Source organism: Bacillus sp. MUM 116, assembly GCF_001866655.1.
Classification (GTDB): Bacteria; Bacillota; Bacilli; order Bacillales; family Cytobacillaceae; genus Neobacillus.
In genome coordinates this window covers 1-24,026 of sequence record NZ_MLYR01000012.1, presented here as the reverse complement: position 1 = coordinate 24,026, position 24,026 = coordinate 1, and the positions used below count along the sequence as shown (strand labels likewise).

Genomic DNA, 24,026 nt, shown 5'->3' with positions numbered 1-24,026 from the left:
TAGAACTTTCCAGATGAAAGATACTAAGTTCAAAGTTGGTGATGATTACTACAAAAGGAAGTTTATTATCACCAAGTTAGTTTAAATCATCAGATGAAAGTGAGGCAACATTGGATGAAAGCAACTGGAATAGTTCGTCGAATCGATGATTTGGGTCGTGTTGTCATACCGAAGGAAATTCGCAGAACATTAAGAATTCGTGAAGGGGATCCGTTAGAAATCTTTGTGGACCGAGACGGAGAAGTGATTTTAAAGAAATACTCACCAATTAGCGAATTAAGCGATTTTGCCAAAGAATATGCGGAAGCCCTTTTTGACAGCCTGGGAAATCCAGTATTAATTTGTGATAGAGATGCCTATATCGCTGTTGCTGGAGGTTCCAAAAAAGATTATTTAAACAAAAATATCAGTGATTTAGTAGAAAAAACTATGGAGGACCGTAATTCCGTCATTATCACTCAGCAGGATGAAGTGGCCCTGTCTGATGGAAGTGCTGAAACGATTTCATCATATACAATTGGGCCGATTATTGCAAATGGCGATCCAATTGGCGCAGTGATTATTTTCTCAAAAGAAGGAACACTAGGAGAAGTTGAACAAAAAGCTGTTGAAACAGCAGCTGGATTCTTAGCTAGACAAATGGAGCAATGATTATTTTATAATTAATAAAAGAGACAGCGTATGCTGTCTTTTTTCATGCACGAAAATGAGGCCCCTCCTGTGCTATAATACACTGGAGTTTATTTGTCTAGCTCCAGCGCCTAGCCCCTCGAGTCACTTCGGTCCTGCCAATGAAGTCAAAAAGCGACTTCATCGTCAGGCCCTCCAGTGCTTTTCGGGGCTGATCAAGGCGCTTGCGCATTTCTGTTTTGGAGGAAAAAGTATTGAAGCCCGTGAATCAATCAAAGGCTCTTTTTCGGGGGGCTTTCGTTTTAACAATTGCTGCATTGATTACCAAAATTTTGAGTGCCTTTTACCGTATCCCGTTTCAAAATATTGTCGGTGATGTGGGTTTTTACATATACCAGCAGGTGTATCCGTTTTATGGCATTGCAGTGGTTCTTGCGACTACCGGCTTTCCAGTAGTCATTTCAAAATTATATACAGAGCAAAAAGAATTAAGCAACTCTGGTAAACCGCGGCTATTGCTCCTTGGTTCATTCCTTTATTTGCAGATTTTCGGTTTCCTTTGTTTTTTAATCCTTTTTATAGGGGCCAATCCGATTGCCATGCTAATGAATGATCCAAAGTTATCCATCCTTTTAAGGGTGGTTTCGATTGTATTTTTAACCTTTCCGATTGTCGCGGTATTAAGAGGCTATTATCAGGGGATTGGAGAAATGGTTCCAACTGCCTTATCACAGGTGGGAGAACAACTTACCAGAGTCGTAACCATTATTTTGCTCGCCTATCTTTTTACGAAAAAAGGCTATTCCTTATACCTCGTCGGCGGGGGAGCTATGTTTGGGTCGATAACGGGCAGTATTGTTTCCGCCCTTATTTTGTTTACATTTCTAAAGTTTCGCAAAGAATGGAAACGAGTAAGTTTGAAACAAGGAATGACTCTAGGAGTAAGGAAGGAAACAAGATGGATTTTTAAGGAACTGCTGTTTCAAGGCTTGACCATTTGTATAAGTGGGATGCTGATGATCTTTATACAGATGGGTGATTCCTTAAACTTATATTCTCTACTTGTTTCAAATGGAACGGAAGAAGATTTGGCGAAAAGTCTAAAAGGAGTCTTTGACCGCGGGCAACCGTTAATCCAATTGGGAACTGTTGCAGCAACATCCATGTCTTTATCGCTTGTACCGCTGATTACCAGTGGAAGATTAAAGGAAAATCCCGGATTTTTACGCCATAAAATTCAGCTGGCAATGAGAATCAGTCTTGTCATTGGAATCGGAGCTTCTGCCGGACTTTGGGCTATTATTAAACAGACGAACACGATGCTTTTCGAAAATGGCTCTGGTTCATCGGTACTGGGAGTCCTTAGTTTTGTTATTTTATTTACTTCACTTATTTCGACTATGATTGCGATTATGCAGGGAATGGAGATTCTGCTTTTTCCCGCATTAACAGTCATTCTTTCGTTCCCGATAAAATACGGCTTAAATTTGCTTTTATGTCCGTTGTTTGGCATCATGGGCGCAGCAATTTCAACGATTATTACACTGGTCATTATAAATTACCTGCTCTATATAAAGTTTAAAAGGTTAATAAATGCTCCCGTATTTAGCATCGGATTTCTTCGAACCATCCTGATTGCGGCCATCATAATGATTGCTTTTTTAAAAACGTATTTATGGGTAACTAATTTCTTATTTCTTTCTTATTTTGAGGTAAGGGTTGAATCGGCATTTCAAGCTTTAAGCGGGGCTTTAGGGGGAGGAATATTATTTATGTACATTGTAATCCGCGGGAGAGTCTTTTCAGTAGAAGAACTCGCTTTATTCCCGCTTGGAAGTAAATTAATTCGGTTATTGCCTAAAAAAGATGAGGAGTTTTGATATGAAAAAAATTGAAATACTTGGTCTTGGTGCAGGGGATTTGGAACAGCTCCCGTTAGGTGTTTACAAGAAATTAATCCAATCCGAACATGTTTATTTACGGACAAAGGAGCATCCGGTTGTTACTGAATTAGAAAAAGAGGGCTTTCATTATACCTCATTTGATTCCGTCTATGAAAAACATGATCAGTTTGAAGAGGTATACCAGGAAATTACTGCAACCCTGTTAAAGATAGCAAAAACGGAGCCGGTTATTTACGCGGTTCCCGGACATCCGCTTGTGGCCGAACGGGCTGTGCAGCTTCTTTTAGAGCAAGGAACTGAAGAAGGGATTGAAATCATCATTGGCGGCGGGCAGAGTTTTATTGATGCATTATTTCAATCGTTAAAAATAGACCCAATTGACGGATTTCAATTACTAGATGGAACAGCGCTTAAGAGTAGTCAGCTCCAAATCAATCAGCACATCATCATTAGTCAGGTGTACGATCAATTTATTGCTTCGAATGTTAAATTAACGTTAATGGAACAGCTCCCTGATGAATATGAAGTGTATATGGTAACTGCTGCAGGAAGCAGTGAGGAGAAGATTGCAAAACTTCCATTATATGAGCTCGACCGTCATGTCGCAATCAATAATCTTACATCTGTCTACGTTCCGCCAGTAAATGAAGATGAAATCTTATTTAAAACCTTTGCAAAGCTGAGGGAAATTATTGCTGAGTTAAGGGGACCTAATGGCTGTCCATGGGATAAGGAGCAAACCCATGAGTCACTTAAGAAATACTTAATTGAAGAATCCTACGAGATGCTTGAAGCGATTGATGAAGAGGATTATGATCATTTAATTGAGGAAATGGGGGACGTCCTTCTGCAGATAATGCTGCACGCCCAAATTGGCGAGGATGAAGGTTATTTTTCCATTGACGATGTGATAGAAGGAATTTCGGCAAAGATGGTCCGAAGGCATCCCCATGTGTTTGGGAGCGTGAAGGCAGAAAACTCTGAGCAAGTACTTCAAAATTGGCAGGAAATTAAAAAGCAGGAAAAAGGCGGACAGCCGGAATCTTTGCTTTCAGGTGTTTCTAAATCCGTACCGAATTTAATCAGAGCCTATGAACTGCAAAAGAAAGCAGCAAAGGTGGGATTTGATTGGCAGGAAATTACCCCTGCTTTGGAGAAAGTGAAAGAAGAACTGCAAGAATTTGAGAATGAGTTAAATGGTAATGACAAAGAGCTCAAATTGGCCAAAAGGGAGTTTGGGGACTTATTGTTTGCTTTTGTCAATGTCGCGAGATTTTTAGAAATCCATCCCGAGGAGGCACTATTTGAAACAAATCAAAAGTTCATCCGCCGCTTTCAATACATTGAAGAAAAAGTAAAGGAAAGCGGGAAATCATTTGAGAAATTTAGCCTTGATGAGCTAGACCGGTTTTGGGATGAAGCCAAAGCCAAAGGATTATAAGAAAAGCTTTAGCGCCTAGGCGCTAAAGCTGGACAATTCTCAAAGGCAAGTGATAGTTATCTTAAATTATAAGTTTGGGGGAGTTATTGATGCGCTTAGATAAATTTTTAAAGGTTTCAAGATTAATCAAAAGACGGACATTAGCAAAAGAAGTATCCGATCAGGGCAGAATTGAGATTAACGGTAAAGAGGCAAAAGCCAGTACAACCGTTAAGGTCGGGGATGAATTAACCATCCGCTTAGGTCAAAGAAAAGTAACGGCCAGGATTGACCGCATCCAGGAAACATCTCGTAAAGAAGAAGCAGCCGAGATGTATACCGTACTAAAAGAAGAGAAAATTGGCTCATCAGAATTCGAGTAGGTGCTTGTTCTATTTCTTTTATCCCTCACATAACATGTACAAAAAGGTTTGTACAACTGACTGTGAGGGATGAAGATGAGCCAATATTATGATGTGAATACAACAAAGAACAGCGTTCCAGAACATGATGTGATTATGCGGGGAAGAAAACTTTTAGACATTACAGGCGTGAAACAGGTGGAAAGCTTTGATAATGAAGAATTTTTATTAGAAACAGTCATGGGCTTTTTGGCCATTAAAGGGCAAAATCTGCAAATGAAAAATCTCGATGTTGAAAAGGGCATTGTTTCAATTAAAGGCAAAATTTTCGACTTAGTCTATTTGGATGAACACCATGGGGAGAAAGCTAAAGGATTCTTTAGCAAGTTATTCCGATGACACTTTCCACGCAATTTTTGACCATGCTCTCCATGGTTGGGATGGGCTCATTATTTGGAGTGATGTTTGATACTTATCAGCGGTTTTTGAACCGACCGAGAAGAAATCGCTTCATAGTTTTTGTAAACGACATCTTATTTTGGATTATTCAAGCATTGTTGATTTTTTATATTTTGTTCCTAGTGAATAATGGAGAAATCCGTTTTTATATCTTTATCGCCCTGCTTTGCGGCTTTGCAGCCTATCAAGGTCTTTTTAAGGGAGCTTACCTTCGACTGCTGGAATTACTGATTACCACTGTTATTGCGATCTACCGCTTTTTAAAACATTCATTTTTAGTGGTTGTCTATAAGCCGATTGTGGGACTTATAAAACTGGTCATTTTCATGGTTATATTCCTTGGCAGGGGCCTTTATACCCTTGTCAAATTTGTTTTAAAAGTTGTATTGTTAGTTTTAAAAATTGTCTTCATGCCGATTCAAAAAATAATTATATTAATTTGGAGACTTTTGCCGAAAGGTCTTAAAAAATCCGTCGAGAAGTTATATAATAGAACGGCAGGAAAATTTAAGGAAATAAAGAATTATATTGTTAAGTGGATGGATAAATGGAAAAAGCATAAACAGTAAGGAGGTTATGAAATGAGCGCGGGCCGCAAAAGAAATGTAGCAAAGATCCAATCAACATACGTGGAGCAGCAAGAAAATGCAGAAATTGCATCATCTAGAAAAAGGAAATTATTAATCCGCCGTCTTTCGTTGTCTTTAGCTTTTGCGATTTTCGTTTCTTATTTCATGATTTCCAGTATTCTGTCACAGGCTTCAATGATCGATGCAAAAAAGGCACAAAAGAAACAGCTTGATCACAAGCTTGCAGAATTAAAAAAGCAACAGGATCTTCTTAAAGAAGATATTGTGAAATTGAATGATGATGATTACATTGCCAAGTTAGCGAGAAAAGAATACTTTTTCTCAAAGAAAAATGAAATTATCTTTAATATCCCGGAAGATAAAAAGGAAAAATCAACCGGTAACTAGTCTTATTGACACTGTTTTTTTACTTTCTGTATAATATAAGGTAAGATTGATTTTTTATTTTTTTAAGGAGGAACATTTTTTTTATGTCAATAGAAGTAGGCAGCAAGTTACAAGGAAAGGTAACAGGGATTACAAATTTCGGAGCGTTTGTGGAGCTGCCGGAGGGATCAACAGGGCTTGTACACATTAGTGAGGTTGCAGACAACTATGTAAAAGATATTAATGATCATCTTAAGGTTGGCGACCAAGTTGAAGTTAAAGTTATTAATGTGGAAAAGGATGGAAAAATCGGTCTATCCATTAAAAAGGCAAAAGATCGACCAGAAGCACCTCAAAGATCCCATTCAAATTCGCATTCACAACGTCCTCGTCAAGGCAGAGCAAGCGATCGCAATAATTCTAGACCGGAATCCTTTGAATCAAAAGTGGCAAAGTTTTTAAAAGATAGCGAAGATCGTTTATCTTCCTTAAAACGAAACACGGAGTCAAAGCGTGGGGGAAGAGGAGCTAGACGAGGTTAACTTGCTGCTTGTTTATTGGAGGATTAAGGCAGGCTCTTTTTAAAATATAGATTTAAAGACAAGTCTCAGTGGCTTGTCTTTTTATTTTGTAAAAATTCCGACAATTAACAGACTATTTGGATAAATTTAGTGAATGACGTCGAACGAATTTTAGAATCTCGTACAATTTTTTGACAAACTTTTAACTCTATCAACTTTATAATAGTTTGCAACAGAATGAATAGGGGAGTGTGAGTTATGGATAAGCCAAACGCAAGTTTAATAGAGCCGATCGGAGAAGTCAACCTGCATTCATCCAAATGGGAGTGGGACAAGGGAGTGAAAAAACTCCAACAATATTTGGAGACCTTTTTTATTAAAAAGGGATACATTTTGTTATTAGTAGGATTTTTGCTGGGACGTGCCTTAATCTTGTCTAAGCTTACTCCATTTTGTCTCCCCTTTTTTGCATCCGTTTATTTAATAAAAAGGGACCGCGCGCCGCTGGCATTAGTTGGATTAATTGCAGGTGCTGCGACTATATCGATTGAAAATGCCGGATTTACCTTTGCGGTCGTCCTACTATTTCTAATTATTTTCCGAATAAGTGAGAAGTGGGTAAACAATGCAATAAAATCCCTGCCATTTTTTGTTGGAATCATCTTGGGGGTTGGAAAATTAATTGAATCCTTTCTATTAACAAGACAATTGACACTCTATGACGGAATGATGGCAGGCGTTCAGGCCAGCTTATCCTTTATATTAACGCTTATTTTTTTACAAAGCATTCCTCTCTTAACTGTGACCAAGCGCAGGCAATTATTAAAGACTGAAGAAATTGTCGGGGTAATTATTATGCTGGCTTCTATCATGACCGGAACGATTGGCTGGCAAGTATATGATCTATCTGTTGAACATATTATGTCGAGATATCTAGTTTTAGTCTTTTCTTTTATTGCTGGTGCTACGGTTGGTTCAACTGTCGGTGTAGTAACCGGATTAATTTTTAGCCTGGCCAGTGTTTCTAGCTTTACGCATATGAGCTTACTGGCATTCTCTGGTGTTTTAGGAGGGTTATTAAAAGAAGGGAAAAAAATAGGTGTGTCAATCGGGTTGTTTATTGCTACTCTATTAATCGGTATGTATGGTGAAGGAGGCGGTTCCTTATCTCAAACCTTAATGGAATCAGGAGCAGCTATTCTTTTATTCCTCCTGACACCGCAGTTCTTTACCTCCAGATTAGCAAAATATATTCCGGGAACATCTGAATACACGGCGGAACAGCAAAAATATATGAGAAAAATGCGGGATGTAACGGCACAACGCGTCTCTCAATTTTCCGGTGTCTTTTCTGCACTTTCCAATAGTTTCTCACAAATGGATATAGAGCCAAGCGAAGAAGAAAATATGAGAGAAATGGATTACTTTATGAGTAATGTAACGGAAAAAACATGTCAAACCTGCTTTAAAAAAGAACAATGCTGGGCGAAGAACTTTAATGCAACCTATCAATATATGGAAGAAATAATTCATGAGATGGATCAAAATGAAGGGGTCATTCCACCAAAGCTTTCGAGAGAATGGGATAAGTATTGTACCAGGTCTAAAAGAATGTATGATGTCATTCAAACAGAGCTTACATTTTTCCAGGCGAATCAAAAATTAAAAAAACAAGTAAGAGAAAGCAGGAGATTAGTAGCAGACCAGCTTCAAGGTGTTTCCGAAGTAATGGAGAATTTTGCGAACGAAATCCAACGTGAACGAGAAAATCACTATAAGCAGGAAGAACAAATCATGGAGGCGCTTCAGGAGTTCGGTATTCAAATTGAACAAGTTGAAATCTACAGCCTTGAACAAGGAAATGTCGATATTGAAATGACGATTCCCTTTTTCCATGGCCACGGAGAATGCGAAAAGTTAATCGCACCAATGTTATCGGATATCCTTGGTGAAACCATTGTCGTCCAAAAAGAAGATTCCACAGAGTACATGAATGGGTATTGTCATGCAAACTTCCGCTCTTCAAAGAAATTTATCGTGCATACAGGGGTAGCCCATGCAGCGAAGGATGGAGGCTTTATATCGGGCGACAGTTATTCAGAAATTGAACTAGGAATGGGCAAGTATGCGATTGCCATTAGTGATGGAATGGGAAATGGTGAACGAGCCCATTATGAAAGTAACGAGACGATTCAGCTTTTGCAAAAAATCCTTCAAACAGGCATTGAAGAACAGGTTGCGATTAAATCAATCAATTCCATTTTATCCCTACGGACAACAGATGAAATTTTTTCAACATTAGACCTTGCCATGATTGATTTGCAAAATGCAGCAGCAAAATTTTTAAAGATTGGCTCGATACCAAGCTTTATTAAGCGGGGGAATAAAATTATCAAGATTCAAGCAAGCAACCTGCCGATTGGGATGCTGGAGGAATTTGAGGTGGATGTTGTCAGCGAGCAGCTGAAGGCAGGCGATTTGTTAATTATGATGAGTGATGGCGTTTTTGAAGGTCCAAGGCATGTCGAAAATTATGAACTTTGGATGAAGAGAAAAATACAGGAGCTGCAAACAGACGATCCACAGGAGGTAGCGGATTTAATCATGGAAGAAGTGATTCGCTCAAGTTCCGGATATATCGACGATGATATGACCGTAACCGTAGCGAAAATAAAACATAATACGCCTAAATGGGCCAGTATTCCCGTTCCGAAAATGAAAAAAAGAGCCTAGACTATTTAATTTGTACCACTTAGTCTGTGATTATGTATATTTCATCTCCTTCCCGTCGAAAATGGTAACAATTCATGATGTGGAGGAGGAATGGGTATGTACTCAGGAAAAATCCGGCAAATTCTATTGATAACAGATGGGTGCTCCAATCATGGTGAAGATCCTATTGCCATGGCAGCACTTGCACAAGAACAAGGTATTACGGTGAATGTAATCGGTGTTATGGACCATGACGTAATTGACGAAAAGGGTATGACGGAAATTGAGGGTATTGCTTTGTCCGGCGGGGGAGTCAGCCAGATTGTATATGCAGAACGGCTTGCCCATACGGTCCAAATGGTAACAAGGAAAGCGATGACTCAAACTCTTCAAGGAGTCGTGAATAAAGAGCTAAAGCAAATCCTGGGAAATTCGCAAACGATTGAAGATCTTCCCCCTGAAAAGCGTGGCGAGGTAATGGAAGTTGTCGACGAATTGGGTGAGACTGTCGAATTGGAAGTGTTGATTCTTGTCGATACAAGTGCAAGTATGAAGCACAAGCTTCCGACCGTTAAAGAAGCAATTCTTGACCTTTCCATCAGCTTAAACGCAAGAACGGGAGATAATTTTTATTCCGTATACGTATTTCCCGGGAAAAAGAATAATGTCGAAATGTTGCTGGACTGGACACCTAAACTACAATCTTTGACAAGTATCTTTTCGCAGCTGTCAACAGGAGGTATTACGCCAACAGGGCCGGCTTTAAGGACGGCTTTATCGGCATTTAATCAAAAACAATCATTAAGGAGTCTGCTTTCTCGTGATGATGAATCATACTTTGAAGAGTCTATGTAAGATTAGCCCCGGCACAGTCATAACAGGAAAATGGCATTCAAATCAATATACCATTTTGAAGGAACTGGGATATGGAGCAAACGGAGTGGTTTATCTCGCGAATTATCATAACACTCAAGTGGCTTTGAAAATGAGTGATAATGGAATGTCGATTACCTCTGAGGTAAATGTTTTAAAATCCTTTGCAAAGGTCCAAGGGTCTGCCCTCGGGCCTTCTTTGCTTGATGTCGACGATTGGAAGACAAATCGCGGACAGGTCTCTTTCTATGTAATGGAATATATAAAGGGTCCGGACTTATTATCGTTTATTGAGCAGAAAGGAAAATCATGGATTGTGGTTTTGATGTTACAGCTTTTAAGTGATTTAGAAAAGCTGCATCAAAATGGATGGGTTTTCGGAGATTTAAAGCCTGAAAACTTAATTGTAACCGGACCACCGCCAAAAATCAGATGTATTGATGTAGGTGGCACAACCATTGCTGGAAGAGCTATTAAAGAGTTTACGGAGTTTTATGACCGGGGTTATTGGGGTCTTGGTTCAAGAGTGGCTGAACCTTCTTACGATCTTTTTTCACTAGCGATGATCATGATAAATACTGCTTACCCGAAGCGCTTTACGAAATCAACAGGAGGTCTTGCACAATTAACAGAGGCAATCCGGCAGAAGCCTGAGCTCCGCTCATTGGAAAAAGTAATCGAAAATGCCTTAAAAGGGCAATATACAAAAGCAAGGCAAATGAGACAAGACCTATTAGATCTGTTAACGGACGAATCACCCCATAAGCAGCGTTTAAAATCGAAAGCAGCCGTCAAAAATATTTCAACTCCGGCACCTGACCTAAATAAAAATAAGCCAAAAACAAGGCAGCAATATCGCAAGAAAAAGAAAAAAACCGGTTGGATTGAAACCGGGGTTATTGCAGCAGTGTTTATTATTTTTTATGTTGTGATTATTTTAAAACTTTTTTGAAACTATTATCCGTTTCTTTCGTAAATAATATGTAACAATTTAAGCAAAAAACCATAGCATCCGAAGTCATTGTTTTTGATAGATGAATTAAAAAAAGTGGTAAGCTAATAAGAAAAGCGGAAGTGCCTTGTTCAGCCCCGACAAAGCTTTAGGTCCTGACGGTGAAGTTGTTCTTTGACTTCATCAGCATGACTTCAGCGCTGAATTATCCACTTTGCGGGCATGCGACGAGGTGAACAGGACATCCTCGAATTCGCTTTGCCGCGGGAGCAGGAAAGCAACCTTGAGGGGCTAGGCACTGGAGCTAGACAATTATCTAAGTTAAACAAGAGGAAGAATGTAATATGCTTGAGTCGAAGGTAATGGACTTTTTAGACCGCCACTTTTTTTCATTAAATAATAAAAAAATAGTCGTTGGTGTATCAGGGGGGCCTGATTCACTTGCATTACTACGTTTCCTTTGGGGACATAAGGATAAAAGAAACCTTTCGATTGTTGCGGCCCATGTCGACCATATGTTTCGCGGTCAGGAGTCCCTTGATGATGCAATGTTTGTCAAGGATTATTGCGAGCAGCATCATATCTCATTTGAAATGTCCCGTATCAATATTCCAATGATTATGGAAAGAACAGGGAAGAGTTCACAAGTGGCGGCCAGAGAGGAAAGATATAAGTTTTTTCAAACCATCATGGAAAAATATGACTATCCCTATTTAGCTCTCGCTCACCATGGTGATGATCAAATTGAAACAATGCTCATGAGAATGACAAGGGGAAGTACAGGAAAAGCAAGGGCAGGAATCCCCTTTAAGCGCTATTTTTATAAAGGAATGATTTTTCGCCCCTTTTTAACTTTGACAAAGGAGGAAATTGAAGATTACTGCAGGAAAAATGAACTTACACCGCGAATAGATCCAAGTAACAAAAAAGATATTTACAGCAGGAATCGATTTCGGAAAGAAGTTTTGCCATTTTTAAAAAGGGAAAACCCAAATGTTCATGAACATTTTCAACGATTTAGTGAAGATTTACAAAGTGACGAAGAGTTTCTTCAGGAATTAACTGTCCAAAACATGAATAAAGTAATGACAATAAGGGAAAAGTCCAATATCGTCATCGATATAAAACGGTTTCTTGACATGCCTTTACCTTTACAAAGAAGAGGTATTCAACTAATATTAAACTATCTTTACAAAGAAAAACCTTCATCCCTTTCGGCTGTACATATTGAACAGATTTTTTCAATGATTCACCATTCAGGACCATCTGGAAAATTGGATTTTCCAAATGAGTTAATGGTTATACGGTCATATCAAAACATGTCTTTCCAATTTAAAGCTGCAAGTGCACAAGAATATTATTTTGAAGTGCATGGGGATTCGAGGATTGAATTACCGAATGGGGGGAGTATCAAGGTTAATCTTAATCATAAGGAGCCTTTAATTTATAACTCTTACTCAGCCGTCTTTAATGCAGCAGAGATAAAGTGGCCGCTTGTTATTCGTACAAGGGAAATTGGAGATCGAATGTCTTTGAAAGGAATGTCAGGGACAAAGAAATTAAAGGATATATTTATTGATTATAAAGTTCCCCTTCAAGAGAGGGATACTTGGCCAGTGATTACAGACGGGAACAAATCCATTATCTGGCTTCCTGGTTTAAAAAAATCAGCAATGGAAGGCATCGATTCTTCTGCTACACAATATTTACTACTCACATATACAATGTAACAATGTAATGATCTTCTAGGGGGCACATGGATAATGAAACAAGATATTGAAAAGGTGTTAATTTCAGAAGAAGAAATTCAGGAAAAAATCAGGAAATTAGGAGCCGAGCTTACCGCAGAATATCAAGACCGTTTCCCGCTTGCCATCGGTGTTTTAAAAGGTGCTTTGCCTTTTATGGCAGACTTGTTAAAACATATGGATTGCTATCTTGAAATGGATTTCATGGATGTATCCAGTTATGGTAACTCAACGGTTTCTTCAGGAGAAGTGAAAATTATAAAGGACTTGGATACATCTGTTGAAGGAAGAGACATCTTAATTATCGAAGATATTATCGACAGTGGCTTGACATTAAGCTATTTAGTGGATCTTTTCCGTTACCGAAAAGCAAAATCGATTAAGATTGTTACATTGCTTGATAAGCCTACTGGAAGAAAAAGTGATATTCAGGCAGACTATGTAGGTTTTATCGTACCAGATGCCTTTGTGGTTGGGTATGGATTGGACTATGCCGAGAAATACCGAAACCTACCATATATTGGGGTTTTAAAACCGGAAGTATATCAGAATACCCTTTAAGCAAAACCTAAGTAAAGACATTCTTCAAAGTCCAGAAAGAAGTGTAATTCCTTGAATTGGAATGATTTTCTATGATACTATTTAATATAGTTTGTTTACCCGTGGGAGGAGGTAAGGGATGAATCGGATCTTCCGTAATACCATCTTTTATTTATTAATATTTTTAGTCATCATTGGTGTTGTCAGCTTCTTTAATGGAAGTAACGAGCCAACTGATCATATTTCCTATAATCAGTTTGTTTCCAAATTAGAGAAGGGTGAGGTTAAATCATTTTCAATGCAGCCTGAACGTGGGGTTTTCGAGGTTCGGGGACAATTTGAAAACGCAAAGGATAAAAACTTCTTAACCTATATACCAAACAGTGAAAAAATTCTAGATCGAATTGATAAAGCATCAAAAACAAATGTGGATGTGTTGCCAGCCAAGGAAACTAGTGGGTGGGTTACATTCTTCACTTCCATTATTCCATTTGTGATTATTTTTATCTTATTTTTCTTCTTATTGAACCAAGCTCAAGGCGGCGGCAGCCGAGTGATGAATTTCGGCAAGAGTAAAGCCAAACTTTATAACGATGATAAGAAAAAGGTTCGTTTTAGAGATGTTGCAGGTGCAGACGAAGAAAAGCAAGAATTAGTTGAAGTAGTTGAGTTTTTAAAGGACCCTCGAAGATTTGCTGAACTGGGTGCCCGTATTCCAAAAGGGGTACTGCTTGTCGGGCCTCCGGGGACAGGTAAAACACTTCTTGCCAGGGCAACAGCTGGTGAAGCTGGCGTTCCTTTCTTTTCAATAAGTGGTTCTGACTTTGTTGAAATGTTTGTTGGTGTCGGGGCGTCCCGTGTTCGTGATTTGTTTGAAAATGCGAAGAAAAATGCTCCATGTATCATTTTTATTGACGAGATTGATGCAGTAGGTCGTCAGCGTGGTGCCGGTTTAGGTGGTGGCCATGACGAGCGCGAGCAAACCTTGAACCAGTTACTTGTAGAGATGGACGGATTTGGCGCAAATGAAGGAATTATCATCATTGCTGCTACAAACCGTGCAGATATTCTGGATCCTGCATTATTACGACCTGGTCGTTTTGACCGTCAAATTACCGTTGATCGTCCGGATGTTATTGGACGTGAAGCAGTATTAAAAGTACATGCGCGTAATAAACCATTAGATGATTCTGTTAACTTGAAAAATATAGCTATGCGTACACCAGGCTTTTCAGGTGCAGACTTAGAGAATTTATTAAATGAGGCAGCTTTAGTTGCCGCCCGTTCAAATAAGAAGAAAATCGATATGGAAGATATCGATGAAGCAACTGATCGAGTCATTGCCGGCCCTGCAAAGAAAAGTCGTGTAATTTCAGAAAAAGAACGAAAAATTGTTGCCTTCCATGAAGGTGGCCATACAGTCATTGGATTAGTATTAGATGAAGCTGATATGGTCCACAAGGTCACAATCGTTCCACGTGGGCAAGCGGGTGGATATGCTGTCATGCTTCCTCGTGAAGACCGCTACTTTATGACGAAACCAGAGTTACTTGATAAAATTACTGGTTTGTTGGGTGGGCGTGTAGCTGAAGAGATTGTATTTGGTGAAGTGAGTACAGGGGCACATAATGACTTCCAACGTGCTACAGGAATCGCACGAAGAATGGTTACTGAGTTTGGAATGAGTGATAAGCTTGGTCCATTACAATTTGGTCAAGCGCAAGGCCAGGTTTTCTTAGGTCGTGACCTGCATAATGAACAAAATTATTCTGATGCCATTGCCTACGAAATTGACCTTGAAATTCAACGGATTATTAAAGAGTGTTATGAAAAGGCAAGAACGATTCTAACTGAAAATCGGGATAAGTTGGATCTGATTGCTAATACTCTCCTTGAGGTAGAAACTCTAGTTGCTGAACAAATCAAATATTTGGTTGAGCACGGGAAGATGCCTGATAACTCTGTAGCCCTTGAAAGTGTTCACATTGGTCCGAAAAAAGTGGATGATGTAAAAGTTAACATCAACACGAAAAAGGATGAACAAGTTGACTTAACAAAAACAGACGATAATCCCGAAACTGAACAAAAGTAAATGATAAAAGAGTGCTTCAATTGAAGCACTCTTTTTTTGCCTAAGGAAAGTAATTTTCCTTTAGGGCATAGGTGCGGCTATGCATCATAAACCATCATTAAGAGAGCTCCAATCGGTGAGTTTTTTTACATGATATACCACAATTATGTTATTATGTTTTCAGTATGATAAATGATAAATCTGTAAAGTGAGTGATAGATTTGATTTTTGTCTTTGATGTGGGGAATACAAATATTGTATTGGGAGTTTATAAAGGCGATGAACTAAAACATCATTGGCGGATTGAAACAAACCGCAACCGAACAGAGGATGAATTTGGGATGATCATTAAATCCTTGTTTGAACATTCAAATTTAAGTTTTTCTGAAATTGACGGAATTATTATTTCTTCTGTTGTGCCCCCGATCATGTTTGCATTAGAAAGAATGTGTCAGAAGTATTTTCATATCAAACCGCTTGTGGTGGGGCCTGGAATCAAAACAGGACTTAATATTAAATATGAAAACCCAAGAGAAGTCGGGGCAGACCGGATTGTCAATGCTGTGGCAGCGATTCATGAATATGGAAGTCCGCTGATTATCGTCGATTTTGGAACCGCAACTACATATTGTTATGTTAATGAAGACCGTCAATATATGGGAGGGGCGATTGCACCTGGAGTAGGAATTTCAACTGAGGCTCTTTACTCAAAGGCTGCAAAGCTTCCAAGAATTGAGATTGCCCGTCCGGAAGGTGTAATCGGGAAAAACACGGTTGCTGCCATGCAGGCGGGGATTGTTTATGGGTATGTTGGGCAAGTTGAGGGAATTGTAAGAAGGATGATGGAGCAAAGTGAGAAAAAACCTACGGTCATTGCTACCGGAGGTTTATCTAATTTAATTGCTCAAGAATCAAAGATTATTGATGTTGTCGATCCGTTTTTAACGTTAAAAGGCCTGCAGTTAATCTATAAACGAAATTTGGATGCAAATCACCATAACAATTAGAAAGGAAACTTGTAAATGAACGATTATCTTGTAAAAGCACTTGCTTATGATGGTCATGTTCGTGCCTATGCTGTCCGTACAACAGAAACGGTAAGTGAAGCACAGCGCCGCCATGATACATGGAGAACCGCTTCAGCAGCAATAGGACGTTCCCTTACGGCAGGAGTCATGATGGGAGCAATGCTGAAAGGGGAAGAAAAACTAACGATTAAAATTGAAGGGGACGGTCCGCTTGGCCCTATCCTAGTAGATAGTAATGCCATTGGGGAAGTCCGTGGTTATGTCACAAACCCGCATGTTGACTTTGAGGCGAATGCCCAAGGAAAGCTTGATGTCCGCCGTGCGGTCGGCACTACGGGTTCATTGACTGTTATAAAGGATATTGGACTGCGTGACTTCTTTTCTGGGAAGGTTCCACTTGTATCCGGAGAATTAGGGGAAGATTTTACTTATTATTTTGCTACATCCGAGCAAGTTCCCTCATCAGTCGGTGTGGGTGTTCTTGTGAATCCTGATGATTCCATCTTAGCTGCCGGGGGTTTTATCCTTCAATTAATGCCAGGGATTGAAGATAAAGTCATTTCGAAAATTGAGGAGCGGTTAAAAATAATCCCTCCTATTTCTAAATTAATTGAAAAAGGGCTTACTCCAGAGGAAATATTGGGAGAACTTTTTGGCGAGGAGTCGGTAAAGATTCTTGAAACGATGCCGATAAAATTCCAATGTACGTGTTCAAAAGAGCGTTTTGCGAATGCAATTCTCGGATTAGGTGCTGTTGAAATTACGGCTATGATTGAAGAGGATGGACAAGCTGAAGCACATTGTCATTTTTGCAATGAAAAATATCTTTTTACAAAAGAAGAATTGGAACTGTTGAAAGAGAAAGCGGAATAAGCGGGGCATTGGGGGAAAAGTAGTTGAATACGAAGCAGCTCCGGCTTGTGGTAGCCGCCCTGATTTTGGTTAATTTCGTAACCATCACCATCTTTCTCGTAAAAGAGAAAAAGGCAAACGGTGCCGGCTTAAAGAAAGAGATTGTGGCTACAATAGGGACAAGGGAGATTTCAAGGAAGGAATGGCTAAGTGAATTAGAAGCAAGGTATGGCAAAGAAGTTTTAAAAGATATGATTGATCAAAAGGTCATAAAGGAAATGGCGGAAAAATACAAAATAAAGGTTTCCAAGCAGGATGTTGAAAGAGAATTTAGAATGATTCAAACGACTTATCATTCAGCTAGCGAAAAAAGGCAGGAGAATGAGAAAAAGTGGAAAGAACAAATTCGAAATAGTCTCTTGCTTGAGGAAATTTTGACAAAGGATGTAGCTGATTCCGAACAAGAAATGAGAAATTATTATAATCAAAATAAAGATTTATTTGATATCCCAACTGCCTTTCATTTGTCACAGATTATTGTAAAAACAAAAACGGAAGCAGAAAAGTCCTTAAAAGAGCTATCCCAGGGCTCAAGCTTTTCAGCGATGGCAATGGAACGGTCTATCGATGATTTTTCAGCCAATGATGGCGGCGACATTGGTTATATTTCAAAGGATGATGACCGATATCCTTTCGAATATGTCCAAACAGCTAAAAATTTAAAAGTTGGGGAATGGAGCATGCCGATAAAAGTCGATCAAGGTTATGCAATCCTAAAATTAGAAGGAATTATAAAAGGTGAAACGTACTCTTTTCAAGATGTAAAAGAGGAAATCCGCAGGCAAATGGCCCTTCAGCAAATGAAGGTACCAGCATCGGCAAGGACTTTTTGGGATGAAGCAAAAGTAAGTTGGTTTTATGGAAAAGAAAAAAATGATTAGGCACAGATAAATATTTCTGTGTTCTTTTTTTATGAAATTTTAAGAATTTATTGAACAAAACTAATTGACAAAATGAGGTTAAAACTGGTACATTGTATATAAATCCAATAAAAATACTCGGAATAAAGATTTGGGGGTAAACAATAATGGTTCGTGTTGCAAATTCAGTTGCCGAATTAGTCGGTCAAACACCAATTGTAAAATTAAATAAATTAGTAGATGAAAACAGTGCTGAAGTTTATTTGAAATTAGAATATTTTAATCCTGGAAGCAGTGTTAAAGATCGTATTGGTTTAGCAATGATTGAAGCCGCAGAAGAACAAGGTCTTATTGCGCCTGGTAAAGATACCATTATCGAACCAACAAGTGGTAATACAGGTATCGGTCTTGCGATGATTGCTGCTGCAAAAGGCTACAAAGCAATTTTTGTTATGCCTGAGACAATGAGCTTGGAAAGAAGAAATCTTCTTCGTGCCTATGGTGCAGAACTAGTATTAACACCTGGACCGGAAGGAATGAAAGGAGCCATTGCTAAATCGGAGGCACTTGCAGCAGAGAACGGATATTTTATGCCGCAGCAATTCAAAAACCAAGCAAACCCAGAAGTTCACAGAAGAACGACTGGACCGGAAATTGTCGCGCAAATGGAGCAATTGGATGGCTTTGTTTCCGGAATTGGTACTGGTGGAACCATTACTGGTGCAGGAAGTGTCCTTCGTGAACATTATCCAAATCTAAAAATTTTCGCAGTTGAACCAAAAGACTCGGCTGTTTTATCAGGTGGAAAACCGGGCCTTCACAAGCTTCAAGGACTTGGAGCCGGATTTGTACCAGAAACATTAAATACAGATATTTACGATGAAGTGATTCAAATTACCACAGAAGAGGCATTTGAATATGCCCGCCGTGCGGCTAGAGAAGAAGGAATTTTAGGTGGTATCTCATCTGGTGCGGCAATCGCTGCAGCGGTTAAAGCTGCTAAACAACTTGGAAAAGGTAAAAAGGTATTGGCGATCATTCCGGATAACGGTGAGCGCTACTTAAGTACACCACTTTACCAGCTGGATTAATATCTTAAATTAGATAAGGTGATGGCTGCATTTGGCCACACCTTATTTTTTTGCAATGATATTAAAATTTCGTGTATGATAAATACAGTTTATTAAACCAAAGAAACGACAATTATCATGGAGGATATCGGAATGAGTAAAACGGGGATACAAAAAATTGTATGTGGAAAATATACACTGGACCTTAATCAAAAAACCATGATCATGGGTGTTTTAAATATCACACCCGATTCATTTTCTGATGGCGGTAAATTTAATGATATGAACATGGCATTAGAGCATGCGCATGAGATGGTTTCAAATGGGGCAGATATCATTGATATTGGCGGTGAATCTACTCGTCCTGGTTATGAGGTCATTTCTGAAGAGGAAGAAATTGAAAGAGTGGTTCCCATTATTAATGCACTATCTAAGCAGGTTCCTGTTCCGATCTCCATTGATACTTATAAAGCAAAGGTAGCTGAGGAAGCCCTTAAAGCAGGCGCTCATATCATTAATGATATTTGGGGAGCCAAGGCTGATGACAAAATGGCTGGTGTTGCTGCGGAATTTGATGTGCCTATCATTCTGCAACATAATCGTAATGAACGAAATTATAATATTTTTATTAGGGATGTTATAAACGATCTTTTTGAAAGCATTTCAATCGTAAAAAAAGCAGGGGTTCGTGATGAGAACATTATTTTAGATCCAGGTATCGGTTTTGCAAAGGATTATCAGGAAAATATTGAAATGATGCGGGATCTTGATACGTTAACATCAATCGGATACCCGGTCCTATTGGGGACCTCACGAAAAAGGATGATTGGGGAAGCTTTGGATTTGCCAGTTAATGAGAGATTGGAAGGCACTGGAGCAACCGTTTGCTACGGGATTCAGAAAGGATGTCATATTGTTCGGGTACATGATGTAAAAGAAATGAGCAGGATGGCAAAAATGATAGATGTACTTATGGGAAAGGGAGAGATCCTTGGATAAAATTTATTTAAATCAAATGGAGTTTTACGGATATCATGGAGTGTTTCCTGAGGAAAATCGTCTTGGCCAGCGTTTCATTGTCGATTTAATCATATCATTGGATTTAAAAAGGGCAGGGGAAACAGATGAATTGGAGTACTCGGTTCATTATGGCGAGGTATTTCAGCTTTGCCAAAAAATCGTTGAAGGGGAACCATATAAGTTACTAGAAACTGTTGCGGAAAACATCGCTGCAAGTGTGTTAAAGGAGTTTACACTGGTCAAGGATGTTACTGTAAAATTGATAAAACCTGACCCGCCAATTCCAGGCCATTACAAGTCTGTTGCAGTAGAAATTACAAGGAGAAGATAATGGTGGAGAATACAGCATTTATTTCCCTTGGCTCAAACATGGGGAACCGATATGATTATTTAGGACAAGCTATTAAGCTGCTATCAAAAAATCCAAAAATAGAGTTAGTAATTTGTTCCTCTGTTTATGAAACAGATCCGGTTGGTTATGAGGATCAGGATTTATTTTTGAATATGGTAATCGAGATAAAGACTGAGTTCAATGCCTATGAACTATTAGAAATCTGTTTAAAAACAGAGCAGCAACTTGGAAGGAAAAGGGAAATAAAATGGGGACCGCGGACAATAGACCTTGACATTCTCTTGTATAATCATGAAAATATTGAAACAGAGAGCCTCAATGTCCCTCATCCCCGAATGCATGAGCGGGCATTTGTCATTGTGCCGCTATTGGAAATTCGGCCAAAAATGATCATTCCAGGGATGGAAAAACCACTTCAAGCATCATTAGATGAATTACCTGATAAAGAAGGAGTCCGGATATGGAAGCGGAAAAATGGGGAAGACGTATTCGAGCCTATCGGAAGCTAAAAGGGTTTACGCAGGAGAGCTTTTCGAAGGAATTAGGAGTTTCAGTTTCAATTTTAGGTGAGATTGAGAGAGGAAATCGCCTGCCGCCAAGCGATTTGCTGAAAAAAATAACTCAGTCATTAAAAATAAGTATTGAAGAATTAGAGCCACCAAAAGAAGATTAGGAAAGGAGGTATGTTTGAATGTTGAAAATTGGTGATATTGAAATGAAGAACCAAGTCGTTTTAGCGCCAATGGCCGGTGTATGTAACTCTGCCTTTCGTTTAACGGTAAAAGAGTTTGGGGCTGGTTTAGTGTGTGCCGAAATGGTAAGTGATAAAGGGATTAATTTCAGAAATGAAAAAACGATGAATATGCTTTACATCGATGAGCGGGAGAAGCCATTAAGCCTGCAAATCTTCGGTGGAGAAAAAGAATCACTTGTAGAAGCAGCTCAATTTGTTGATAAAAATACGAATGCAGACATTATTGATATTAATATGGGATGTCCAGTCCCTAAAATCACAAAATGTGATGCAGGGGCAAAATGGCTTTTAGATCCTAATAAAATCTATGAAATGGTATCAGCGGTTGTTGATGCAGTCGAGAAGCCAGTTACCGTAAAAATGCGGATGGGCTGGGATGAGGACCATATTTATGCGGTTCGAAATGCCCAGGCAGTCGAACGTGCTGGTGGAAAGGCTGTTTCCCTGCACGGCCGTACCAGGGTTCAAATGTATGAAGGTAAAGCAAACTGGGACATTATTCGTGAGGTAAAACAATCCATTAATATTCCTCTTATCGGAAACGGGGATGTTCAGACCCCTCAGGATGCAAAAAGGATGCTTGAGGAAACTGGCGTTGATGGAGTGATGATTGGAAGGGCTGCACTGGGCAATCCTTGGATGATCTATAGGACCGTTCAGTATCTGGAAACAGGTAAATTGCTTGGCGATCCGTCTGTTCGAGAAAAAATTGATGTTTGTATTCTCCACCTGGACCGCTTAATTGCACTCAAGAATGAGAATATTGCTGTACGTGAAATGCGAAAGCATGCTGCTTGGTATTTAAAAGGAATCCGCGGTAACGGTATAGCTCGTAACGCTATTAATGAGTGTAATAGCCGCGAAGAATTAGTAACTCTATTAAATGGTTTAGTTGCAGAAGCTGAAGAAAAAGAGTTGACAGTAGGATAAAAGCTTGAGTTTCCAATTTCGCTTATCTATAATGACTATGTAGCTGCCAGTGAATTGCTGGCAGTTTTATTTTATTTTTAAACTTTTTTAATGTCTGAATTCCCAAGTTTGTGTAAAATAATAAAGTATGTATTAAAATGCGGATTTAATATGCTATTTACATAAAAAGATATATATTGGAGTTGATATGCATGAGTCAGGAAGAATTAAATGACCAACTGATTGTCAGACGTGAAAAAATGAGTTCCATGCGTGAAAAGGGTCTTGACCCGTTTGGAAAACGATTTGATCGTACACATATGGCAATGGAAATGATTAAACAGTACGGTGAATTAGAAAAAGAAGAGCTTGAAGCTAAAAATGTAGCCGTTACGCTTGCGGGAAGAATTATGACCAAACGCGGTAAAGGGAAGGCTGGGTTTGCTCATATTCAAGATGTAACCGGTCAAATTCAAGTATACGTAAGACAGGATGCTGTCGGAGAAGAAAAGTACGAGATTTTTAATTCGGCCGATTTAGGCGATATTATTGGAGTTTCAGGAACACTATTTAAAACAAAAGTGGGCGAGTTGTCTGTTAAGGTTCAAGAGTTTGAGTTTTTAACGAAAGCGTTACGTCCGCTGCCTGATAAGTTCCATGGTCTTAAAGATGTGGAGCAGCGCTACCGTCAGCGCTATTTAGATTTAATTATGAGCGAGGAAAGTAAAGAAACCTTTATCACCCGGAGCCGCATCATTCGGGAAATGCGCCGTTATTTAGATGATCATGGCTATTTAGAGGTTGAAACACCAATGATGCATTCCATTGCAGGAGGAGCCTCTGCCCGTCCGTTTATCACTCATCACAATGCACTCGATATGCAATTATATATGCGTATTGCAATAGAGCTGCATTTAAAGAGGTTGATTGTCGGTGGATTGGAAAAAGTTTATGAAATCGGTCGAGTGTTCCGTAATGAAGGGGTTTCAACCCGCCATAATCCGGAATTCACGATGATTGAGCTTTATGAAGCGTATGCGGATTATAAAGATATCATGAGCCTTACTGAAAATTTAATTGCTCATATCGCCCAAGAAGTCCTAGGGACAACGACTGTACAATATGGTGAATATGAAGTTGACCTTAAACCGGAATGGAAAAGACTACACATGGTCGACGCAATTAAGGAATATACTGGTGTAGATTTCTGGAAAGAGATGAGTGTAGATGAGGCCCGCGCCCTTGCTAAAGAACATGGAGTGGAAATCACTGAACATATGTTGTATGGCCATATTGTCAATGAATTCTTTGAACAAAAAGTAGAGGAAAAACTGATTCAGCCAACCTTTATTTATGGACATCCTGTTGAAATTTCGCCGCTTGCAAAGAAAAACGATGAGGATCAAAGGTTTACAGACCGTTTTGAGTTATTTATTGTGGCGCGTGAGCATGCGAATGCCTTTACAGAATTAAATGATCCAATTGATCAACGTGAACGTTTTGAAGCTCAATTGAAGGAAAGAGAACAAGGAAATGATGAGGCGCACGAAATGGATGAGGATTTTGTTGAAGCGCTTGAATATGGTATGCCTCCAACAGGCGGGTTAGGAATCGGAATTGACCGCCTAGTGATGCTTTTAACCAATTCGCCGTCAATCCGTGACGTGCTATTATTCCCATTAATGCGTCACCGTTAATATTATTTGAAAAATGCCGGGCTTTTCCCGGCATTTTTATTTTGCTTTGATGAACACGTTATTAGTGGATGCAAATAGCTAAATTAATAATTGAAGAATGCGAATATTTTTATTTTAAAATAGTTAAATATAATCATAAAAAAACTATTGCACCATACCTTTAATGGTGGTATATTAATATCTGTTGTTGCAAAACAACAATGAGTAACAAAAAAGAAATAAAAAAAGTTATTGACTTTAGGTTGATAACTTGGTAAGATGATTAAGTCGCCTTTA

General features: G+C 39.1%; 24 protein-coding genes. All 24 read left to right on the top strand.

Annotated elements, in window-relative coordinates; all coding sequences use genetic code 11:
- The first annotated feature begins 114 nt into the window (after positions 1 to 114).
- The 24 genes from spoVT (at position 115) to lysS (ending at position 23,750) form a co-directional block, all read left to right on the top strand.
- A complete protein-coding gene (gene spoVT, locus BIV60_RS03050) occupies positions 115 to 651 on the top strand; it encodes a stage V sporulation protein T (protein WP_071354246.1) in 537 nt (178 codons plus the stop codon).
- 242 nt (positions 652 to 893) lie between these two features.
- A complete protein-coding gene (locus tag BIV60_RS03045) occupies positions 894 to 2,510 on the top strand; it encodes a putative polysaccharide biosynthesis protein (protein ID WP_371261499.1) in 1,617 nt (538 codons plus the stop codon).
- Position 2,511: 1 nt separating this feature from the next.
- Complete coding sequence (gene yabN, locus BIV60_RS03040) at positions 2,512 to 3,975, top strand: bifunctional methyltransferase/pyrophosphohydrolase YabN (RefSeq protein WP_071354244.1); 1,464 nt, start codon at positions 2,512 to 2,514, stop codon at positions 3,973 to 3,975.
- Positions 3,976 to 4,064: 89 nt separating this feature from the next.
- The gene (locus BIV60_RS03035) at positions 4,065 to 4,337 is read left to right on the top strand and encodes an RNA-binding S4 domain-containing protein (RefSeq protein ID WP_071354243.1); all 273 of its coding nucleotides are present in this window, start codon (positions 4,065 to 4,067) and stop codon (positions 4,335 to 4,337) included.
- A gap of 75 nt (positions 4,338 to 4,412) precedes the next feature.
- Positions 4,413 to 4,715: a sporulation protein YabP gene (gene yabP / locus BIV60_RS03030; protein ID WP_071354242.1), complete on the top strand. Its 303-nt coding sequence runs from the start codon at positions 4,413 to 4,415 to the stop codon at positions 4,713 to 4,715.
- On the top strand, positions 4,712 to 5,344 hold the full coding sequence (gene yabQ, locus BIV60_RS03025) for a spore cortex biosynthesis protein YabQ (RefSeq protein ID WP_071354241.1): 633 nt from the start codon (positions 4,712 to 4,714) through the stop codon (positions 5,342 to 5,344). The genes yabP and yabQ overlap by 4 nt, the downstream gene beginning before the upstream one ends.
- Before the next feature lie 12 nt (positions 5,345 to 5,356).
- Positions 5,357 to 5,752 carry an FtsB family cell division protein gene (locus BIV60_RS03020; RefSeq protein WP_071354240.1) on the top strand — a complete coding sequence of 132 codons (396 nt, stop codon included), beginning with the start codon at positions 5,357 to 5,359 and terminating at the stop codon, positions 5,750 to 5,752.
- An 83-nt stretch (positions 5,753 to 5,835) separates the two neighbouring features.
- Entirely contained in the window at positions 5,836 to 6,273 is a 438-nt protein-coding gene (locus tag BIV60_RS03015; protein WP_071354239.1) for a S1 domain-containing RNA-binding protein, read from the top strand.
- A gap of 237 nt (positions 6,274 to 6,510) precedes the next feature.
- Complete coding sequence (gene spoIIE / locus BIV60_RS03010) at positions 6,511 to 8,985, top strand: stage II sporulation protein E (RefSeq protein ID WP_071354238.1); 2,475 nt, start codon at positions 6,511 to 6,513, stop codon at positions 8,983 to 8,985.
- A 96-nt stretch (positions 8,986 to 9,081) separates the two neighbouring features.
- Positions 9,082 to 9,819 (top strand): VWA domain-containing protein, encoded by a 738-nt coding sequence (locus tag BIV60_RS03005; protein WP_071354237.1) that lies wholly within the window; start codon positions 9,082 to 9,084, stop codon positions 9,817 to 9,819.
- The gene (locus tag BIV60_RS03000) at positions 9,788 to 10,789 is read left to right on the top strand and encodes a serine/threonine protein kinase (RefSeq protein ID WP_071354236.1); all 1,002 of its coding nucleotides are present in this window, start codon (positions 9,788 to 9,790) and stop codon (positions 10,787 to 10,789) included. The genes BIV60_RS03005 and BIV60_RS03000 overlap by 32 nt, the downstream gene beginning before the upstream one ends.
- A 344-nt stretch (positions 10,790 to 11,133) precedes the next feature.
- The gene (gene tilS, locus BIV60_RS02995) at positions 11,134 to 12,519 is read left to right on the top strand and encodes a tRNA lysidine(34) synthetase TilS (protein WP_071354235.1); all 1,386 of its coding nucleotides are present in this window, start codon (positions 11,134 to 11,136) and stop codon (positions 12,517 to 12,519) included.
- Between the two features lie 30 nt (positions 12,520 to 12,549).
- Entirely contained in the window at positions 12,550 to 13,098 is a 549-nt protein-coding gene (hpt, locus tag BIV60_RS30165; RefSeq protein ID WP_256218290.1) for a hypoxanthine phosphoribosyltransferase, read from the top strand.
- 118 nt (positions 13,099 to 13,216) lie between these two features.
- Positions 13,217 to 15,169 carry an ATP-dependent zinc metalloprotease FtsH gene (gene ftsH / locus BIV60_RS02985; protein ID WP_071354233.1) on the top strand — a complete coding sequence of 651 codons (1,953 nt, stop codon included), beginning with the start codon at positions 13,217 to 13,219 and terminating at the stop codon, positions 15,167 to 15,169.
- A 200-nt stretch (positions 15,170 to 15,369) separates the two neighbouring features.
- The gene (locus BIV60_RS02980; RefSeq protein ID WP_071354232.1) at positions 15,370 to 16,155 is read left to right on the top strand and encodes a type III pantothenate kinase; all 786 of its coding nucleotides are present in this window, start codon (positions 15,370 to 15,372) and stop codon (positions 16,153 to 16,155) included.
- A 15-nt stretch (positions 16,156 to 16,170) separates the two neighbouring features.
- Positions 16,171 to 17,049 carry an Hsp33 family molecular chaperone HslO gene (hslO, locus tag BIV60_RS02975; RefSeq protein ID WP_071354231.1) on the top strand — a complete coding sequence of 293 codons (879 nt, stop codon included), beginning with the start codon at positions 16,171 to 16,173 and terminating at the stop codon, positions 17,047 to 17,049.
- 23 nt (positions 17,050 to 17,072) lie between these two features.
- On the top strand, positions 17,073 to 17,969 hold the full coding sequence (locus tag BIV60_RS02970; protein ID WP_071354230.1) for a peptidyl-prolyl cis-trans isomerase: 897 nt from the start codon (positions 17,073 to 17,075) through the stop codon (positions 17,967 to 17,969).
- 146 nt (positions 17,970 to 18,115) lie between these two features.
- Complete coding sequence (gene cysK, locus BIV60_RS02965) at positions 18,116 to 19,039, top strand: cysteine synthase A (RefSeq protein ID WP_071354229.1); 924 nt, start codon at positions 18,116 to 18,118, stop codon at positions 19,037 to 19,039.
- A 132-nt stretch (positions 19,040 to 19,171) separates the two neighbouring features.
- Positions 19,172 to 20,017, top strand: coding sequence for a dihydropteroate synthase (gene folP, locus BIV60_RS02960; RefSeq protein WP_071354228.1), 846 nt, complete (start codon positions 19,172 to 19,174; stop codon positions 20,015 to 20,017).
- The gene (gene folB / locus BIV60_RS02955; protein ID WP_071354227.1) at positions 20,010 to 20,369 is read left to right on the top strand and encodes a dihydroneopterin aldolase; all 360 of its coding nucleotides are present in this window, start codon (positions 20,010 to 20,012) and stop codon (positions 20,367 to 20,369) included. Before folP ends, folB begins: the two co-directional genes overlap by 8 nt.
- Before the next feature lie 2 nt (positions 20,370 to 20,371).
- Positions 20,372 to 20,899, top strand: coding sequence for a 2-amino-4-hydroxy-6-hydroxymethyldihydropteridine diphosphokinase (folK, locus tag BIV60_RS02950; RefSeq protein ID WP_071354272.1), 528 nt, complete (start codon positions 20,372 to 20,374; stop codon positions 20,897 to 20,899).
- On the top strand, positions 20,851 to 21,063 hold the full coding sequence (locus BIV60_RS02945) for a helix-turn-helix domain-containing protein (RefSeq protein WP_071354226.1): 213 nt from the start codon (positions 20,851 to 20,853) through the stop codon (positions 21,061 to 21,063). Before folK ends, BIV60_RS02945 begins: the two co-directional genes overlap by 49 nt.
- Before the next feature lie 18 nt (positions 21,064 to 21,081).
- Positions 21,082 to 22,074 carry a tRNA dihydrouridine synthase DusB gene (gene dusB, locus BIV60_RS02940; protein WP_071354225.1) on the top strand — a complete coding sequence of 331 codons (993 nt, stop codon included), beginning with the start codon at positions 21,082 to 21,084 and terminating at the stop codon, positions 22,072 to 22,074.
- 191 nt (positions 22,075 to 22,265) lie between these two features.
- Positions 22,266 to 23,750, top strand: a complete 1,485-nt coding sequence (gene lysS / locus BIV60_RS02935) for a lysine--tRNA ligase (RefSeq protein ID WP_071354224.1) — start codon at positions 22,266 to 22,268, stop codon at positions 23,748 to 23,750.
- Positions 23,751 to 24,026 lie beyond the last annotated feature (276 nt).

Coding starts and splice junctions, on each gene's coding strand:
- BIV60_RS03005 (WP_071354237.1), top strand. CDS start 9,082: ATGTACTCAGGAAAAATCCGGCAAATTCTATTGATAACAGATGGGTGC.
- BIV60_RS03020 (WP_071354240.1), top strand. CDS start 5,357: ATGAGCGCGGGCCGCAAAAGAAATGTAGCAAAGATCCAATCAACATAC.
- dusB (WP_071354225.1), top strand. CDS start 21,082: ATGTTGAAAATTGGTGATATTGAAATGAAGAACCAAGTCGTTTTAGCG.
- ftsH (WP_071354233.1), top strand. CDS start 13,217: ATGAATCGGATCTTCCGTAATACCATCTTTTATTTATTAATATTTTTA.
- spoVT (WP_071354246.1), top strand. CDS start 115: ATGAAAGCAACTGGAATAGTTCGTCGAATCGATGATTTGGGTCGTGTT.
- cysK (WP_071354229.1), top strand. CDS start 18,116: ATGGTTCGTGTTGCAAATTCAGTTGCCGAATTAGTCGGTCAAACACCA.
- hslO (WP_071354231.1), top strand. CDS start 16,171: ATGAACGATTATCTTGTAAAAGCACTTGCTTATGATGGTCATGTTCGT.
- tilS (WP_071354235.1), top strand. CDS start 11,134: ATGCTTGAGTCGAAGGTAATGGACTTTTTAGACCGCCACTTTTTTTCA.
- BIV60_RS02945 (WP_071354226.1), top strand. CDS start 20,851: ATGGAAGCGGAAAAATGGGGAAGACGTATTCGAGCCTATCGGAAGCTA.
- BIV60_RS03015 (WP_071354239.1), top strand. CDS start 5,836: ATGTCAATAGAAGTAGGCAGCAAGTTACAAGGAAAGGTAACAGGGATT.
- BIV60_RS03035 (WP_071354243.1), top strand. CDS start 4,065: ATGCGCTTAGATAAATTTTTAAAGGTTTCAAGATTAATCAAAAGACGG.
- folP (WP_071354228.1), top strand. CDS start 19,172: ATGAGTAAAACGGGGATACAAAAAATTGTATGTGGAAAATATACACTG.
- yabN (WP_071354244.1), top strand. CDS start 2,512: ATGAAAAAAATTGAAATACTTGGTCTTGGTGCAGGGGATTTGGAACAG.
- lysS (WP_071354224.1), top strand. CDS start 22,266: ATGAGTCAGGAAGAATTAAATGACCAACTGATTGTCAGACGTGAAAAA.
- yabP (WP_071354242.1), top strand. CDS start 4,413: ATGAGCCAATATTATGATGTGAATACAACAAAGAACAGCGTTCCAGAA.
- BIV60_RS03000 (WP_071354236.1), top strand. CDS start 9,788: ATGATGAATCATACTTTGAAGAGTCTATGTAAGATTAGCCCCGGCACA.
- yabQ (WP_071354241.1), top strand. CDS start 4,712: ATGACACTTTCCACGCAATTTTTGACCATGCTCTCCATGGTTGGGATG.
- spoIIE (WP_071354238.1), top strand. CDS start 6,511: ATGGATAAGCCAAACGCAAGTTTAATAGAGCCGATCGGAGAAGTCAAC.